Annotated in this window: 18 protein-coding genes; 6 read left to right on the top strand and 12 right to left on the bottom strand. The window is 35.2% G+C overall.

What is annotated here, in order from left to right:
- Positions 1–2: 2 nt before the first annotated feature.
- The 4 genes from EZ449_RS15210 to EZ449_RS15195 form a co-directional block, all read right to left on the bottom strand.
- Positions 3–515 carry a CAP domain-containing protein gene (locus tag EZ449_RS15210; RefSeq protein WP_131560336.1) on the bottom strand — a complete coding sequence of 171 codons (513 nt, stop codon included), beginning with the start codon at positions 513–515 and terminating at the stop codon, positions 3–5.
- A gap of 177 nt (positions 516–692) precedes the next feature.
- Positions 693–3,245, bottom strand: coding sequence for an ATP-dependent Clp protease ATP-binding subunit (locus EZ449_RS15205; RefSeq protein ID WP_131560334.1), 2,553 nt, complete (start codon positions 3,243–3,245; stop codon positions 693–695).
- A 483-nt stretch (positions 3,246–3,728) separates the two neighbouring features.
- Positions 3,729–4,196 carry a hypothetical protein gene (locus EZ449_RS15200; RefSeq protein WP_131560332.1) on the bottom strand — a complete coding sequence of 156 codons (468 nt, stop codon included), beginning with the start codon at positions 4,194–4,196 and terminating at the stop codon, positions 3,729–3,731.
- A gap of 142 nt (positions 4,197–4,338) precedes the next feature.
- Positions 4,339–4,809 (bottom strand): BLUF domain-containing protein, encoded by a 471-nt coding sequence (locus EZ449_RS15195; protein WP_131560329.1) that lies wholly within the window; start codon positions 4,807–4,809, stop codon positions 4,339–4,341.
- Positions 4,810–4,951: 142 nt separating this feature from the next.
- On the opposite strand from EZ449_RS15195, the gene EZ449_RS15190 reads away from it, so the two are divergent.
- Together EZ449_RS15190 and EZ449_RS15185 are read left to right on the top strand one after the other, a co-directional pair.
- Positions 4,952–5,272: a hypothetical protein gene (locus EZ449_RS15190; RefSeq protein WP_131560327.1), complete on the top strand. Its 321-nt coding sequence runs from the start codon at positions 4,952–4,954 to the stop codon at positions 5,270–5,272.
- A gap of 53 nt (positions 5,273–5,325) precedes the next feature.
- Complete coding sequence (locus tag EZ449_RS15185) at positions 5,326–6,852, top strand: DUF4394 domain-containing protein (RefSeq protein WP_131560325.1); 1,527 nt, start codon at positions 5,326–5,328, stop codon at positions 6,850–6,852.
- Between the two features lie 151 nt (positions 6,853–7,003).
- Here the strand turns inward: EZ449_RS15185 and EZ449_RS15180 are convergent, their stop codons facing one another.
- Both EZ449_RS15180 and EZ449_RS15175 read right to left on the bottom strand, forming a co-directional pair.
- Positions 7,004–8,506 (bottom strand): phenylacetate--CoA ligase family protein, encoded by a 1,503-nt coding sequence (locus EZ449_RS15180; protein ID WP_131560323.1) that lies wholly within the window; start codon positions 8,504–8,506, stop codon positions 7,004–7,006.
- A gap of 5 nt (positions 8,507–8,511) precedes the next feature.
- On the bottom strand, positions 8,512–9,582 hold the full coding sequence (locus EZ449_RS15175) for a hypothetical protein (protein ID WP_165499774.1): 1,071 nt from the start codon (positions 9,580–9,582) through the stop codon (positions 8,512–8,514).
- Between the two features lie 448 nt (positions 9,583–10,030).
- On the opposite strand from EZ449_RS15175, the gene ettA reads away from it, so the two are divergent.
- The gene (ettA, locus tag EZ449_RS15170) at positions 10,031–11,710 is read left to right on the top strand and encodes an energy-dependent translational throttle protein EttA (protein ID WP_131560319.1); all 1,680 of its coding nucleotides are present in this window, start codon (positions 10,031–10,033) and stop codon (positions 11,708–11,710) included.
- A 60-nt stretch (positions 11,711–11,770) separates the two neighbouring features.
- Here the strand turns inward: ettA and EZ449_RS15165 are convergent, their stop codons facing one another.
- The 5 genes from EZ449_RS15165 to EZ449_RS15140 all read right to left on the bottom strand — a co-directional run bounded on the left by EZ449_RS15165 (position 11,771) and on the right by EZ449_RS15140 (position 15,399).
- Positions 11,771–12,166 carry a hypothetical protein gene (locus EZ449_RS15165; protein ID WP_131560317.1) on the bottom strand — a complete coding sequence of 132 codons (396 nt, stop codon included), beginning with the start codon at positions 12,164–12,166 and terminating at the stop codon, positions 11,771–11,773.
- A gap of 588 nt (positions 12,167–12,754) precedes the next feature.
- Complete coding sequence (locus tag EZ449_RS15155; protein WP_131560313.1) at positions 12,755–13,474, bottom strand: GDSL-type esterase/lipase family protein; 720 nt, start codon at positions 13,472–13,474, stop codon at positions 12,755–12,757.
- A 27-nt stretch (positions 13,475–13,501) separates the two neighbouring features.
- Positions 13,502–13,732 carry a DUF1456 family protein gene (locus EZ449_RS15150; protein WP_131560311.1) on the bottom strand — a complete coding sequence of 77 codons (231 nt, stop codon included), beginning with the start codon at positions 13,730–13,732 and terminating at the stop codon, positions 13,502–13,504.
- An 89-nt stretch (positions 13,733–13,821) separates the two neighbouring features.
- Positions 13,822–15,126 carry a DEAD/DEAH box helicase gene (locus EZ449_RS15145; RefSeq protein WP_131560309.1) on the bottom strand — a complete coding sequence of 435 codons (1,305 nt, stop codon included), beginning with the start codon at positions 15,124–15,126 and terminating at the stop codon, positions 13,822–13,824.
- 48 nt (positions 15,127–15,174) lie between these two features.
- Entirely contained in the window at positions 15,175–15,399 is a 225-nt protein-coding gene (locus EZ449_RS15140; RefSeq protein WP_131560307.1) for a hypothetical protein, read from the bottom strand.
- A gap of 209 nt (positions 15,400–15,608) precedes the next feature.
- Here EZ449_RS15140 and EZ449_RS15135 point away from each other — a divergent pair, with 209 nt between their 5' ends.
- Genes EZ449_RS15135 through EZ449_RS15125 form a run of 3 tightly spaced genes read left to right on the top strand, consistent with a single transcriptional unit; the run spans position 15,609 to position 17,162 of the window.
- Entirely contained in the window at positions 15,609–16,082 is a 474-nt protein-coding gene (locus EZ449_RS15135; RefSeq protein WP_131560305.1) for a ribonuclease H-like YkuK family protein, read from the top strand.
- Positions 16,083–16,131: 49 nt separating this feature from the next.
- Positions 16,132–16,662 (top strand): TlpA family protein disulfide reductase, encoded by a 531-nt coding sequence (locus tag EZ449_RS15130; RefSeq protein WP_131560303.1) that lies wholly within the window; start codon positions 16,132–16,134, stop codon positions 16,660–16,662.
- Between the two features lie 32 nt (positions 16,663–16,694).
- On the top strand, positions 16,695–17,162 hold the full coding sequence (locus EZ449_RS15125; RefSeq protein ID WP_131560301.1) for an SRPBCC family protein: 468 nt from the start codon (positions 16,695–16,697) through the stop codon (positions 17,160–17,162).
- A 30-nt stretch (positions 17,163–17,192) separates the two neighbouring features.
- On the opposite strand, the gene EZ449_RS15120 is transcribed toward EZ449_RS15125, so the two are convergent.
- On the bottom strand, positions 17,193–17,774 hold the full coding sequence (locus tag EZ449_RS15120; RefSeq protein ID WP_131560299.1) for a DUF4468 domain-containing protein: 582 nt from the start codon (positions 17,772–17,774) through the stop codon (positions 17,193–17,195).
- Positions 17,775–17,823 lie beyond the last annotated feature (49 nt).

Below are 17,823 nucleotides of genomic sequence, written 5' to 3'. Positions count from 1 at the left end.
ATTTATTTTGCGGCAAAAATTTGCACCCAGTAAGTATCTGTTTTTGCAGCACCCATTTCTTTATAATTAGCCGACATAAGAACCTTGCAGTGGCTTTCACTCTTAATCCAATCATTAACAACCTGCGCTTCGGTTGTTTGTCCTGCAGCAATATTTTCACCTACAGCAACCCAATTATATACTGGTTTAACCCTATCGCCAACCATTTTACCATCAGCAGATTCGTGTTTTAATGTTTTAATAGATGCCATATACTTGCTATGACCTATTGCAACTGAAGCCAGATTGACATTCCATGTTAATGCTGCCACCGGAGGCATTGCAGTTGTACCACAATTACAGCCTGCCAAACGGGTATCATTAACGAGTTTCAACAATGCATCGTTATTGATATTTGTTGCATTGGTAATTTCTGGGCTTAGTATTGGACTTGTAACGGAAGAGTCAGTTCCTTTCTTACAGGAAATGGCACAGCAAAGCGCTATGCACATCATTGGGACGAATATAAATTTCATTAATAGGGTTTGTTTAATGAAAGATACACTGAATTTTAATAATTCGAGTATTTTGAAAAAAATATTATGTTCTTATATAGGATTTAAAGTACATTAATGAAAACTCGCAATATTTAAAATACAGCTTCGATAATAGCTAAAACAAAAAAACTCCCGATTTTCATCGGGAGTTTGAAATTATTTGTTAGAAGAATCTTCTTCTTGTTTCGGCTCTTCCTTTTTCTTTTCGCCCTTTTTATGAACGATTGAAATGATCTCTGTTGTTTTATCGTAATCGATTTCTAAAACATCACCTTCCGATAATTCACCTTTAAGAATTTCTTCTGCAATTGGATCTTCTAAATATTTTTGGATAGCCCTTTTTAATGGACGAGCACCAAAATTACTATCAAAACCTTTGTCAGCAATATATTCCTTAGCGTTTTCAGTTAAGGCAATTTCGTAACCAAGACTATGAACACGACCAAATAAAGCTTTCAGTTCGATATCGATAATTCTGAATATTTCTTCTTTACCTAAGCTATTAAATACCACTACATCATCAACACGGTTTAAGAATTCTGGAGCAAAAGCACGTTTCAAAGCACTTTCAATTACACCACGACTATGCGAATCTGCTTGAGTAGTTTTTGCTGCAGTAGAGAAACCAACACCTTGACCGAAATCTTTCAATTGGCGTGCACCAATGTTTGAAGTCATTATGATAATCGTATTTCTAAAATCTACTTTACGTCCTAAACTATCTGTTAATTGTCCCTCATCTAAAACCTGCAATAAGATATTGAATACGTCTGGATGGGCTTTTTCAATCTCATCCAACAAAATTACTGCATAAGGTTTTCTTCTAACTTTCTCCGTTAATTGTCCACCTTCTTCGTAACCTACATATCCTGGAGGCGCTCCTACTAAACGTGAAACTGCGAATTTCTCCATGTATTCACTCATGTCGATTTGAATAAGTGAATCATCGCTGTCAAACATGAAACGAGCCAGTTCTTTTGCCAATTCTGTTTTACCAACACCGGTTGGGCCTAAGAAAATAAATGAACCAATTGGCTTTTTAGGGTCTTTCAATCCAGCTCTTGTACGTTGAATTGCTTTGGTTAATTTCTTAATGGCATCATCCTGACCAATAATTTTCTCGGCAACCTTATCGAACATATTCAACAGTTTTGCACTGTCTGTTTGGCCAACACGTTGAACCGGAATACCAGTCATCATCGAAACCACTTCAGCAACATTATCTTCTGATACTTCGTAACGTTTAGTTTTGGTTTCTGCTTCCCACTCTGCTTTAGCTTTATCTAATTCTTCAATTAAATTTTTCTCCGTATCACGAAGTTTTGCAGCTTCCTCATATTTCTGACTGCGAACAACCTTATTTTTCTCTAACTTGATATCTTCGATTTTTGCTTCGATATCTATAATGTTTTGAGGAACGTGAATATTCGTTAAGTGAACTCTCGAACCAGCTTCATCCAAAGCATCAATTGCTTTATCTGGCAAGAAACGATCGGAAATGTAACGAGAAGTTAAAGTAACACAAGCTAAAATCGCTTCATCAGTATAAGTTACACCGTGGTGCTCTTCATACTTATCTTTAATTCTGGTTAAAATCTCTACAGTTTCATCTGGCGTAGCAGGTTCAACCATCACTTTTTGAAAACGACGATCTAAAGCACCATCTTTCTCAATGTACTGGCGGTATTCATCTAAAGTTGTTGCACCAATACATTGAATTTCTCCCCTTGCTAATGCAGGTTTGAACATGTTCGACGCGTCTAATGAACCCGAAGCGCCACCTGCGCCAACGATGGTATGAATCTCATCAATAAATAAAATTACATCAGTAGATTTTTCAAGCTCGTTCATCACAGCTTTCATACGCTCTTCAAACTGACCACGGTATTTTGTACCTGCCACTAACGATGCTAAATCCAAAGTAACTACACGTTTACCAAAAAGCACACGCGAAACCTTACGTTGAACAATACGCAAGGCCAAACCTTCTGCAATTGCCGATTTACCCACACCTGGTTCTCCAATTAAAATTGGATTATTCTTTTTTCTACGAGATAAAATTTGCGACACACGCTCAATTTCTTTCTCACGGCCAACGATTGGATCTAAACGACCTTCTTCTGCAGCCTTAGTTAAATCACGACCGAAGTTATCTAAAACCGGAGTTTTAGATTTAATATCCGAAACCTTTTTAGGTGTGCTAAAGCTTTCTTCCTCACGATAATCATCATCGCCACCTGTTGATGCGCTGTTTGAAATATCGTCTCTGAAACCATTTTTATTCACTTCTACCTCCTGTTTAAAAACATCATAAGTAACGCCATATTGCAACAATATTTGTGAGGCAATGTTATCATCGTCTCTCAAAACCGATAGCAATAAATGCTCTGTTCCAATTAAATCGCTTTTAAATATTTTAGCTTCTAAGTAAGTAATCTTTAAAACTTTTTCTGCCTGTTTAGTTAATGGAATATTACCCAAGTTAACTGTAACGCTCGAAGTACCGCGAACAGCATCTTCTATTGAGCGGCGCAATTTACCAGTATCAACTCCTAACGATCGTAAAATTTTTATAGCCATGCCATCGCCTTCGCGAATGAGGCCCAATAATAAATGCTCGGTTCCAATGTAATCATGCCCTAAACGGAGAGCTTCCTCCCTACTAAAAGAGATTACATCTTTAACCTGTGGTGAAAATTTTGCTTCCATAATACCTTTCTTAACAGCTACGTCCCTAAACTATAAAATATATTGTAAAAAGAGTACTTGCCGTTTTGTTTATTTTATCAACAATTGCGCCATATAGGTGGATAAAGAGGCTTTTAATAAAGCAATGATCCAAAAATTTAGGTTAACAACATTGTTGTGTTAAGTGATAAATGCCTTATATCTATCTACGTAATAACTATTTTAAAGGTTTTAAAAGGACTTTTAAATAGGGTGAGCTTTATGCCTTATATTTTGTCGCTTGATTGTAAGGATTTTTTCGCTGTGCGAAACTGACAATTTGTTGCTTTTTGTTTAGGCAATTTACATTTTTTGACAGAAAAACAAAAAGAACGTGACATCATTTAACATATTTAATAGATATTAATCAATAAATCAGTTTTAACGCTTGATAAACTATCCACATAACTATACGATTGGAACTGATGGATAGTTGTTTTTGTTTTAGAAAAGTAAGCTCATTGCTTAATTAGGATTATATAAAGTGAGGAACCTTTTAGATGTCAATATCATGTTTCCATCCCATGAAACATAATCCATCAGCGAAATAGCTTCACCTTTAACCGCTTTAACCCTAATGCAAAATTGAATAACAAATGGTAAGGCAAAAACAAGTACCCATGCAATTTGAAGAATTAAGCTTAAGATCAGAGTAAACGTTATAATCGCAATTTCCACCAAAATGGAAATAGAATAGTTGTAAATCACCGTTACCTCATCTTTTTCAACTAGAAATGTAAATTCCCCAAAATCAACTTTAGCAAGTCGACCACCATTTAATTCCAGTACACCAGTATAACCATCAAAAGTAATTCGTACTGCATCCTTGTCCAAAATGTTATATGATCCTTTCTCTAATTGCGCAATTATTCTCTTTTCAACATTTTTGACGGAAATTAAAGTCTTTCTGGCGAGGCGATATTTCAACTTCATAAAATAAATCAACTAAACATAAAACAATTGCCTACAAAATTCATCAAAACTTCATAATAGCCTCTTACTTTTGTTTCGAGAGCGTTAATTTAGATGGGGCAGGGTCGTAATGATCTTGCCCCTCTTCTTTTATAATAATAACCTAATTACTTTCCTCTGTGTAGAAACTTTGAAGAAACTCCAAAGGTGCGTCAGATGAAAAGGGTTTACATTCCATTAAATCGTTGCTTAAATTGAAATGGCCAGATAAAGATTTATAAAGCTCGTTGTCTAATTGCTCAAACCCCATGCTCCAATTAGAAAAAAATCGATTATCATATCTTCCAGCCTGTAAAAGCAAAACCGATTTATGCCTATTATCATGCTCAATACGTTTGTAAAGTGATCGAATTAATTTTTCATCACCCTCTAACAACTGCATAAACTTTCCGTTACTTTTAGTTAGCTTTTGTCCTTTTACATATAAAAGTACTCCAGTAATATTATTTTGAGAGTTGTAATCGAAGCTTTGTTTTAATAACATTTTTAGGTTATTCTCACTAAATGGCTCATTTTCTTCACTACTGTAAATTAAATAGAAAATGCCATTAGCTGATTTTTCTTTTATGACCATGGGATTAATGATAATAGGATTGATTTCCTAGCTAAGCTATACGTTCCACATCCAATATCAAAGTTTATTAAAATTATTCCAAAAAAATCTAAGGGCAAGTATTTCTCGTATTTAAGCTAAATCCTAAAAATTAATCTTTAGCATGGCCTCTCTATACCAAAGGACATTTCTTGTATTTATCTTGCTCATCGCTTTTGCAGGCAGGGTGGTGATTTATGCCATGCCCATCGAAAAACTGTCTAATCAGGTAATCAAGGAAAATGGTGCGGAGAAGTCTGAAAAACCTGAATCTTCGGAAAAAGAAAATCCATTAGAAGAAAAGGTTAAACTTGCTGATTTATTTATTCCAAGCCTATCAAATTTCGAATTCTTAAAATCATCCAACTCCAAAAGAAGCTCTTTCACTGGAATTTTTGACCTTACCCATTGCCATCTTCAAATACCTGAGCAACCGCCCAAATAGGTTCCGCTTGGGATCCTTAAAAAATATTTCTTAATTAAATCTTATTAAAAATCATGATAAAAACTAAACACTTTATCATAATGGCTCTTATTGCCGTTATGACCCCAATTCTATTTTCTGCTTGTAAAAAAGACAGAGGTAACGAACCTATGGAAACTTTAATTCCTGGCCCAGATGTTAACTTTTATGCCCTAACTGGTGATAGCAAGCTACTGCTTATTAATGCTAAAAATCCATCTAGTATTACTTCGCAGGTATCCATTTCGGGTTTACAAACTGGCGAAAGCATTTTGGGAATTGATTTCCGCCCTGCAACTGGTCAACTTTATGGCGTGGGTAGCAGTAGTCGTTTATATGTAATCGACCCAAAAACTGGTGCAGCAAGATCTATTTCGGCAGCACCATTTACTCCAGCAATAAGCGGAACTGCTGTAGGATTTGATTTTAATCCAACTGTAGATCGGATCCGTTTAGTAACCAACACAGGGCAAAACTTACGCTTAAACCCAGAAACTGGCGCAGTAATGATCACTGATGGTGTAATCAATGGCGTTACAAATGCAAAAATTGGCTCAGTTGCATACACTCAAAATAAAGCTGGCGCTGCAACAACTATTCTTTTTGATATTGATGCAGCCACCGACAAACTTTACAAACAAGATCCACCAAATGATGGAAAATTGGTTGAAGTGGGTAGCTTAGGCTTTGATGTTGATGAAGCTGGTGGTTTCGATATAAATCCTGATGGAACCGCGGCCATTGCAGCATTAACAAGCGCTGGAACTTCTGCACTTTATACGATAGATTTAACTTCTGGAAAAGCTTCTAAAATAGGCACCTTGGGTTCGTCAATAACAGGCCTTGCAATTCCGACAGAACCCGTAGCTTTTGCGGTATCTAATAATAATGAATTAATTATTTTTAATCCAGCTGTTACAAATCCAACATTAGTTGCAAAAGCAATTACTGGTATTCAAACTGGAGAAAGTATTTTGGGTATCGATATGCGTCCAATTAACGGACAGCTTTTTGCCATTGGAAGTACCAGTAGAATTTATAGTATTAACGCATCTTCTGGCGCTGCAACCATGGTGGGTAGTGGTCCATTAACAACCTTACTAACGGTTACACAAGTTGGTATAGATTTTAACCCTACTGTAGATAGAATCAGAATTGTTGGCAATACTGGTCAGAATTTTAGGATAAACCCTGCTGATGGAGCATTAACTGTTGATTCGCCAATTTCTTTGGCATCTGCAGCAATTTCTGGATCAGCATATACCAATAACTTCCAAGGTTCTTCGGCAACAGTTTTATACGATATTGATGCAACAAACGATCGTTTATACAAACAAGATCCACCAAATGCAGGTACACTTGTTGATGTTGGTGCATTGGGCGTAAATATAGAAGCGACCAATGGTTTCGATATTGGTGGAACAAGTGGAGTTGCTTATGGCATTTTCACTGTGGGCGGAGTACAAAAATTATATAGTATTAACTTAACCACGGGTGCTGCAACTGCAGGCGCTACAATAACTACAGCAGTTCGCGGCTTCACGCTCGGACTGGGTTTTTAAGCTTAAAAGCACCATAATCATTAAGGCCATAACTTAAATTGTTATGGCCTTTTTTGTGGTACTAGGTTACTGGCAATTTGAAAGCGTTGTTATAATATGTCTCCATTTACAATAGCACTTTGTCGAAATAGATAATTGTAAGCTTCAATTTTTATTTGATATATTTCGCCTTAATTCTAATATCAGCGTCCTTAAATGGCCCTTGGCCAAATGCATAAAGAACAATTTGCGTTTGCTTAGAAGATGCCAACATTTTTTTTGCCTCTCTAAAATCTTGGTTGATGCTAGCGAGCTTATCAAAAAACATTGGCTGCATTTGCTCAACATCAATAGCTAACAGATCCTTATTTTCTTGTATCTCAAAGGCTATTACTAAATTCTTATTTCCATCCACATCTTCAGGCGTTTCTATATAAAAGGAATGGATGGTTTCTACCAGTTGAGGTAAACCATAAATAGCCTCTTGAATATCAACAGGACTGATAGTGGAACCATAAAAGGAAACTGTCATATCTGCTCTTCCGTAATGAAAAAGTAGAGGCAAATCGGTTTGAGGACTTATGAGTTCTTCTGCTTCAATGCCAAAATCTTTTAAAATAGACTGTAATTGATGCATTTGTAAAACGTGCCCTTTATCATGCAAGTTATACCTAATTTTTGGCGCTATGTAGCCTGTTTTGCAAACCGTAAAAATAAGTTCGCCATTTTCATTTACCTCAATTAAAAAGTCTGATGGATTATATTGAAAAACCATTGGCAAAGCACCTTTGTACTTTAAAATTTTATCTCTTAACGATTCATTTGAGCGTAGCAACCGCCTTAAATTAATGGTGAAATCATTTTCAGTAGCCATATTAAGTTCAATATCCGATGCTCCTAAGGAACTGTAAACCTTTTTAATTCCTTTGGATAATAAATAATCCCGCATTTCTTCTGCCATAGGTTCACCTCCAAATATGAAAGAGATATCAAAGTCCTTCCAATTAATTTTCACATCATCAACCAAGGATTTTAAAAATGGAGGATAGCCCATAATGATGTATTTATGTTCATTTCCAAAATACTTCAAGGTGTTCTCTATCTTAATTTTATCTGGCCCAATAGATTTTATTTTGGCAAATTTTACACAACTTATGGTAATGTTAGTTCCTGTTGCCCAGGCACCAAGCGCAAAGGCATTTAGGAGAAAAACAGGATCACTGCCGAACAAATTTTGCAAGCCGAATTTTATCATTCGAGCATTTGTATCTCGCTCTTTTTTTCCTCTTGCCCAATTGTTAGCTGTACCACTACTCCCTGATGATTCATCTATAATTACACCTGAATTAGAAATGCTCCCATTAACACATCTCTGATCTAGTTTATATTTCTTAACGTAATTTTCTTTATCAGTTACGGGTATTTCATCAAGATTTGGGGTCATGCCTTTAAAAGTAGGACCATTAAAATTATTAACTTTCAAAAAATCGCGATAAGCAGGAACTGTTCTCTTGGCTTTTACAAATTCGGTATAGGACTTGGCAACAGCATTAAAGTTCCTAACACGATTAAAACCCTTAATATATAATAGTTTATGGAGGAGATTCGACAAAGTAAATAACGCAATGCAACGCTCGACAAGCCAAGTGTAAAGCAATAGAAAAAGATGTTTCATCGTTTTTATCTAATAATTATTTCGTTGGTATTTAAACGAAAACTTCTAGCTGGCTCCTTACTATATCCTGCTCTAAATATCATCCAAATCTTTTTTTGCTCCTTTGTTTGATTCAATTTTTTAGTAATCTGTTCGTATGCTGAGGCATTCGTAATTAATGAACCAAATGGCTGGATGTAAGCTTTTTCCTTAGTAATTAATAACCAGTTTCTGGCTAACATTTGTCCTGCTCGTAGCCAATCATTGGTATTATCGAAATGGCCACTTAACCAGCAAACTGTGGCTGTTCCCTTAAATGATGCCCTGTAATAATCGGTTAGCATAGTTTTCTTAATCCCCTCGCTCCATCTTTCAGGATGACGAAAAACTGATTTCATAAGCAGTCCTGGAAAGCCCATGCACCTTGCCCAAAGGCCATCTCTCCTTGTAGCTGCCTCTTGCTTAGTATATCGAAATAAATGATCAAGCTCTTTTCTATTCGATGTGGATGAAAGGTCTTCAAATAATGTTTGCTGATTAAGCTTGACTGTAAAATCAATCATTTCCTTATCATTTGAATAAAAGAAATCGTGATCAAATTTTTGAGATTGACTTTTAAGTTTAGACAGAACAGCTTCTTTAAGCGGCAAACCATCGTATTGTGATCTAGAGGTTCTCCTTTCTAAAATTAATGCACTGTTTAACTCCTCTTTCTCAGATGATTCTACAAGTTTTAATCTTGCAAAACGGGTATAAGATGTAGCTTGCGTAGTGATTGGCTTATATACTTCGACCAGTTCTACTTTAACACGATGAACTGCAGCTGCGATGGAAAGGTGTTCGATAAAAATACCCATCGCTACCGTTACGAAAACACAACGAGGATCGCCTATTGGCAACAACCTAGCCGGATCATAGTATAAATAGGCTTCTGTTTCTGAAATGATTTTTATTCTATGCGGCTGCAAATTATGAATGTTAGGGCACCATCTGGCATAATCGATCAGTGATTCCCAAGTTGGCCATTTAGGATCTTTTATTTTAAATAATTTATTAAATGGATTAAAAACAAGTAACGTTGTTAGTTTAAAGCCCATTTTTAAAAAATCTCTTCTGTTCTTCGTAAGCATCTGCATTAAGCGTTATCAGGATGATCTGAAATCTCCAACAATTCGGAATCAGTGGATTAATCTTTTTCCTTTTATGTAATGCCAAGATATTTAATTCAAAAGCCTGAAATAATCATTTAAATTCCTATCAATTGAAAAATATAATCCTAGAGATTAAAAAATGTTAATAATTCAATATTTATATCTTTTTAAATTACTTTACATCATAAATGATCACATCAGATTGAATAAAATCCTATCACTCACTTAAAAAAATAATATTTAAAATGAATGATCGCTATACTAATTTGTTTTTAAATGGAACTTCTTTAAATCCATAATTGATTAAAAATTATATTCTTTAATTTCCATTTTTTAAAAAACCATTCACTTTTCATCGCATTTTAAGCATCTTTGCAGAAACAAAATTTTTATAATGGCAGACGAGAAAATCATTTTTTCAATGGCAGGTGTAAATAAAATTTACCCTCCACAAAAACAGGTTTTAAAAAATATTTACCTTTCATTCTTTTACGGAGCAAAAATCGGGGTGATCGGTTTAAATGGTTCTGGTAAATCTTCCCTACTTAAAATCATTGCTGGTTTAGACAAAGCCTACCAAGGTGAGGTTGTTTTTTCACCAGGTTTTTCTGTTGGATATTTAGCGCAAGAGCCCATTCTCGATCCTGAAAAAACAGTTCGTGAAGTGGTTGAGGAAGGTGTTGCCGAAGTAACCGCTATTTTAAAGGAATACGAAGAAGTTAACGAAGCTTTTGGCTTAGAGGAAAACTACTCAGATGCAGATGCCATGGATAAATTGATGGCTAAGCAAGGTATTCTTCAAGATAAAATTGACGCTTTAGGTGCTTGGGAATTGGATTCAAAACTCGAAAGAGCGATGGATGCTCTACGTTGCCCTGATCCTGAAACTAAAATCGGTGTACTTTCTGGTGGTGAACGCCGCCGCGTGGCTATGTGCCGTTTACTGCTGCAACATCCCGATGTACTATTATTGGATGAGCCTACCAATCACTTGGATGCGGAAAGTATCGACTGGCTAGAACAATTCTTGAAAAATTACGAAGGTACTGTGATTGCAGTAACCCACGATAGGTATTTCTTGGATAATGTTGCTGGATGGATTTTAGAATTAGATCGTGGTGAGGGCATTCCTTGGAAAGGAAATTATAGCAGTTGGTTAGAGCAAAAAGCGAAACGTTTATCTCAAGAGGAAAAAACAGAAAGCAAACGTCAGAAAACTTTAGAGCGTGAGTTGGAATGGGTGCGTATGGCACCGAAAGCCCGCCATGCCAAATCAAAGGCCCGTTTGGCAAATTACGATAAATTGGCATCAGAAGATGGTAGAGAAAGAGAAGATAAGTTAGAACTTTTCATTCCTGCAGGTCCTCGTTTAGGTAATGTGGTTATAGAAGCTACAAATGTGACCAAGTCTTATGGTGACAAGGTCTTGTTTGATAACTTAAATTTTTCACTTCCACCAGCGGGCATTGTTGGAATTATCGGCCCGAATGGTGCTGGTAAAACAACTCTGTTCCGTTTAATTACTGGACAAGAAGAAGCTGATGCTGGAACTTTCCGTGTTGGGGAAACTGTAGAATTGGGTTATGTAGATCAAATGCACAATGATTTAGACTCTGATAAAACCGTTTACGAAAACATTACCGATGGATTAGACAATATTCAATTAGGTACAAAAGCGGTAAACGGTCGTGCTTATGTTTCTAAATTCAACTTTAATGGAGGCGATCAACAGAAAAAAGTTGGTATATTATCTGGCGGAGAACGTAATCGAGTTCACTTGGCTATAACCTTGAAAAAAGGAGCTAATGTGCTATTACTTGATGAGCCAACCAACGATATTGACGTAAATACTTTACGTGCACTGGAAGAGGCCTTAGAAAACTTTGGAGGTTGTGCTGTGGTAATTAGTCACGATAGATGGTTCTTAGATAGAATTTGTACACACATTTTGGCTTTCGAGGGAAATTCAGAAGTGTATTTCTTTGAAGGTAATTATTCTGATTATGAGGAAAATCGCAAGAAACGTTTGGGTGATGTTATGCCAAAACGAATTAGATACAAAAAACTAGATTAAAATAATAAAGTCCCGATGAAAATCGGGACTTTATTATTTACGTGCATTTCTCAGCAATAATTAACTTTTATAAGCTGGCTCGATATCTATGGCCGGTGTTTGACTCTCCTTTGCTTTTCTCTTTCCCCTAAAGAAAAAGTATAAATTCAAGAACAACATTATGCCTAGATAAATAGAGAATCCACCTATTTTAGAACCTAATGCCTCAATTAGATTTTGATAACTATCCGTATAAATTGAGATCTTCATAATCAAAAGCGCAAAACCTATATTCAACAAATAAAATCCCGTTTCGAAAAGTTTATTCGTGGCATTTGCAATTTCTTCTCTTCCCTTAAAAATATCGAGCATGTAAATCTTGCTATTTTTAAACAACGTTTTTGAGACATATAGCGTTAAAAAAAGTGCAACAGGTAAATACACAGCATAACCGATTAAAATTTTTGTAGTTTCCATGATTAAAGGTTTTAGATTTTATTTTATTAATTTATGAATGGTACTCGTTAATAGGTAAATATTCAAGAAGTGAAGTACTGATAAAATACAAACGATCGTCGCAACTTTTAACGCCATCACTTCAATAAGTTGTAATGGAGAATTGATCCTGTCCCACCCTACCAATGTCATTGCACAATAGCCAATGTTCACCAAATAATAAGAGACTAAGAGGGACTTGTTAATCTGTTGGCACAAGTCTAAATGACCAGGAATAAGTTCGGCAACGAATATATTGCCGTTCCGATAACAAATCTTTCCAACAACCACGATAATGAATACAATGATGGCGATGAAAATTCCATATCCGAGTAAATTATAATTCATGGTGAAATAATTAAATTATTAAACTTTCAGAAATCAATGAAAGAATTAACCAAATTTTTTTAAGCCTATTTTTTAAAATATACAGTACTTGTCAAAAGCTTTAGGTCTTTCTTTCTCTTGTTTCACGATGTAAAAATAAATAATTATTATTAAACTTTCAAATATTACTGAAAGTTTATTTTACATAAGATATGCTTTCTCTGTAGAGGGGTTTGAGAATGATTAATGGGCGTTTCTTAAAGATTTTTTAATAGCCATTTCGGTAACCACTTCCATTATTTTGTAGCCTGCGAGGTTGGGATGAACACCATCTACCGTTAAATCTTTCCGTTGGCCTTTGGCATCATCAACCAAGGGTGTCCAATAATCGAGAATGGTGAAGTTTCTTTGCTTGGCATAAGCTTCGATCTCGTTGTTTAAAGCGATGATCTTTTCAGCAGGATCAACGATTTCTACCCAAGGATATTTATTAATCGGGAGATATTTACAAAGGATAACCTTAATGTGGTGTAGTCTGGCCAATTCAGCCATTGATTTTATATTATCCATGATTTTCTCGATAGTAACATGGCCTGTGTTTCCAGATATATCGTTACTTCCCGCAAGGATAATGACCACTTTCGGCTTAAGGTTAATCACATCTTGTCTGAAACGAATAAGCAGCTGTGGCGAAATCTGTCCACTTATTCCCCTATCGATATAGGGTCTATCTTTAAAGAAATCTGGATCTTTTTGTTTCCAAAATTCAAATATCGAACTACCTAAGAAAACAATCCTTTTTTCTCCTCTTTTAGGCAAACCTAACAACTCGTTTTCTTTTTTATACTTAGTTAAAGCTGCCCAATCATCAGCAAAGTTTTCTTTCTTAGCTGGATCAGGTTGCTGAGCAAAAAGGCTGCCCGCTGAAATAAAAATGAATAATAGAATTAGCTTAAATTTCATTTAGGAATGGCTTAAATTTTTCAAGAATTATTTTTTCTCATCCCTCGGACCTCTTTTATAAATAACTAAACCATTCAAGAAATTGCGAAGAATCTGATCTCCACAAGGTTTAAAATTTTCATGGTCTTCATTTCTAAAAATATCGCCCAATTCTGCTTTTGTAACCTTAAATCCAACTAAATCGCAAATGGTGATAAAATCTTCTGTTCTTAGTGACAAGGCAACTCTCAGCTTTTTTAAGATATCGTTATTACTCATATTTTATTATTGATTTGATTTATTGATGCGTAAAAGTAAGGTTTTCAGCCTACCTTTAACTCCGTATTTTCCAAACGACAAACGCCAAACTAACTCGCTATTTCTAACTTTAATTTTTTTCCTTTAATTTTTTCACCGCTTAAAATTTTGAGTAGCTTATCTACCTTATTGCGTTTAACAGCGATGTAACTTGTGGTATCTTTAACTTCAATTAAGCCTAAATCATCTTTAAGTAAGCCACCTTTTTGCAAAAATAGACCAACAATATCAATCTTATTAATTTTATCTTTTTTACCATGCGCCAGGTATAAAGTTACCCAATCACTTGCTTCGGGCAGCTTATATTTATCCGATAAAATTTCTTCCTCAATATTTTCTGGCAAGTATTTATAATTTTCTTCAGGAGTTAAAATGGCATACGCGGTTCCTTTTGCATTCATTCTGGCTGTTCTGCCATTGCGGTGAATGTAGGCATCTTCTGTGTATGGAAGTTGATAATGAACGATGTATTCAACCTCTGGAATATCCAATCCGCGAGCAGCTAAATCGGTAGTAACCAAAATTTTATGGCTTCCATTTCTAAATTTCAAGAGCGCTTTCTCCCGATCGAACTGTTCCATACCGCCATGAAAAACATCGTGACCTAAACCATGTTCGAATAAAAGATCACTAATTCGATCTACAGTTTCGCGATGATTACAAAAAACCAAGGTATTCTTACTGCCAATTTTACTTAGCAACTTAAATAAAACCTCCAATTTATCGGCTGCAGGAGCCATCACTTTTTTAAGCTTTAGATCGGGCTTAATTTCAATGTTTCTAGAAAAATCTACCTCAGCGGGTTTATTCAGTTTTACAAAGGCTGGAATTTCTTCCATTTTGGTCGCCGATGTAAGAATTCTTTGCTTTAATGAAAGTAAAGAGCCAATGACATAACTCATATCCGCCTCAAAACCGAATTCCAAAGCTTTATCAAACTCATCTAAAACAAGTGTTTCAATAAAAGATTCATCAAAATTATGACGCTCTAAATGATAAGCTATTCTTCCTGGGGTTCCGATTAAAACCGATGGTGGATGCGCAAGGTTGTTTTTCTCGATTCTTACCGCATGGCCACCATAGCAACAATTTGCCTTAAATGGTGTGCCCATTTGTTTAAAAACTTGTTCAATCTGTAAGGCTAATTCTCTTGATGGAACTAAAATTAAAGTCTGAACACCTTTAACATCGGGTTTTAAATTGGAAATTACGGGTAGTAAAAAGGCCAATGTTTTTCCTGATCCAGTTGGAGCAATCAACAAAACATCGCGATCTGCTTTTGCAGCTTTAACTGAAGATTCCTGCATCTCATTTAATGCAGTAATCTTCAATCGTTTTAAGGCATTTTCTATCATTCTGCCACAAAGGTAATCATTTCTATTATGGCTAAAAACTACGAGTTTTTACTGTTTGAAAAAACGTCGCTTTAAATTTCTAAAAATTTTAAAATTTAATCGGCTATCTAGGGCAATTAGCATACTTCCTCTTTTGGATAGTGATGAAGATACAATTTCATGAACGGCATCTACTGAAGATGAAATTCTATCAGCCATATCATCTGCAAATTTATTAGCCCTACTGTTTTGTAATAACTGAAATTCTTGAATTAATTCTGTGCTCATCATCATATTTATTTTAGTTAATTATACAATAGTAACGACAGGTAAAATTATTTGTTTCAAAAAATTTAGAGGCAAGATCAACTAAAAGAACTAACTTGTTGATAACTAAATATTTGTTAGCAAATAAACAATCTAAACTTAACACACATTTAATTTATTGCTCCTATTTTTATAAAAACCTGATTACCATTTGTTAACCTCAAAAAACACAATGTATGACATGGAAAAAATTTAGTGGTGAAGTTATCCAATCTTCCATCCTAGAAGAAGTTGAAAAAGCTATTATTAGGGAAACTGAAAACGGCTTTAAATTAAAAGTCTGTATCGGAACCGATTCTCAAGTTAAAGGTACGCTTACAGATTTTGCAACCGTAATTGTATTAGTAAGAGAGCATCATGGGGGCTTTATGTACATCCACCAAGAGAAAAGCTCACAACAAGTAAGTATTAAGGAGCGCATGTTAATGGAAGTACAAAAATCTATTGAAACGGCCTATTCCATTTGCGATTTGCTCGACATTTACGATGTTGCGCTGGAAGTTCATGCAGATATTAACACCAATCCATCATTCAAATCGAACAAGGCTTTGAACGATGCAATGGGTTACATCCTAAGCATGGGTTTTATTTTCAAGGCTAAACCCGAAGCATTTGCAAGCTCTACCTGCGCCGATAAAATGGTGCACTAGATTTGAAAAGAAATTATTTAGGAGTATCTTTAACATATAATCCCTATTTATGAAAAAGATATTCCTTTCCCTTATTATCTCGCTATTCTGTATTACCGCTTTCGCACAAAACGAAGATGAAGGCACCAACACTAAAATTGGCGACAATGCGCCTGCTTTCAGTTTTGAGATTGAAAAAGGAAAAACCGTTAATATTTCCGATTATAAAGGAAAGCTGATACTGATCAATCTATTTGCAACTTGGTGCCCTCCTTGCAATACAGAACTTCCATTGGCTCAAAAAGAGATTTGGGATAAACATAAGGCTGATAAAAATTTCGCGTTCTTTGTATTTGGAAGGGAAGAAGGTTGGGATAAATTAACACCATACAAATCAAAAAAAGAATTTACTTTTCCTATACTTCCAGATTTGGATAGAAATATTTTTAGCAAGTTTGCAAAACAATCCATTCCTAGAAATATTCTGATTGATGAAAATGGCAAAATCATTTATCAATCCATCGGCTATGAGGATAAAGAGTTCAAGGCACTTGTAAAATTGATAGACACTAAATTAAAATCGATTTCTGCAACAAAATAGCAGTATTGCTGTTAACTCAATAAAGCAATATTTTGAAAACCTATAGAATAGAATTTAACCAAGAAATCCCTGTTGATTTAGATACCGCATGGGATTTTTTTTCCTCTCCATTAAACCTAACTGAAATTACACCAAAAGACATGACTTTTGATGTAACCTCACCTGGAATGGATAAGATAAAAATGTATCCAGGATTAATTATCACCTATAAAGTTTCTCCCCTTTTGGGAATAAAGCTAGATTGGATGACCGAAATTACCCATGTTAAAGACAAGGAATACTTCATTGATGAGCAACGCTTTGGTCCATTTGCATTTTGGCATCACCAACACCATTTTAAAAAGATAGATGGCGGGGTTCTTATGCATGATATCCTGCATTATGCTGTCGGCTTCGGACCTATTGGTAAAATGGCAAATTCCATTACCTTAAAGAAAAAAATTAATGAGATTTTTAATTTTAGATATAAAAAGGTACAAGAACTTTTTGGAAAGATGTAACTTCATTCCAACAATAAATCTCAAATATCGTTACCACTTTTTTGTAGATATTGTCTCAGGAGCTTTTGCAGTTTTCTTGTTTACTTTCTCCGTCGCCACATATTTTTTAAGTTCCTCACCAAATTTAATAGCCTTAAGATAGGCACTCGATTGAATGTCTTTCCATTCACCAATGCTAAGCTTACTTACGGTTTTTTCTAACGGTGTACCAATATTTGTTGATGCCACGAAATTGCCATAACGATCGCGTTTATAAGGGATAAATTCGAAATCAGTTAACCAAAATCTGTATTTCCCATCTCTGGCTTCGAATACAAAATTGTAGCTCACTTCCCCACTGGGGTGTCCGGCTACTAAAATTGTTTTATCAATTACGAGTTTACCTTTTGCAGTGATGGAAGTATCTGTTAAAGTTTCTTGTTTCAGATTCTTTTTTTGAACATCATTTATAAAACTAACTGCCCTTTCCAACAGGATCTTTTTACTTAGAACTTGTGAATCAACCACTTTATAATAAATAAATTTCCCGTTGTCGTCTTTTGGAAACTGCTTTTGTTGAGCAGATAATTTTATTGAAAAAACAGCTAGGAATAAGATTAATGTATACTTCATCTGAATGGATTATTGTACTAAGCTAAAAATAAAGTTAATAAAAAGCCGT

Origin of the sequence: Pedobacter frigidisoli (assembly GCF_004331675.1) — a bacterium.
GTDB classification, from domain to species: Bacteria; Bacteroidota; Bacteroidia; order Sphingobacteriales; family Sphingobacteriaceae; genus Pedobacter; species Pedobacter frigidisoli.
Note: the sequence above shows the minus strand (reverse complement) of the source record. Positions and strands in the feature narration are given on the sequence as shown.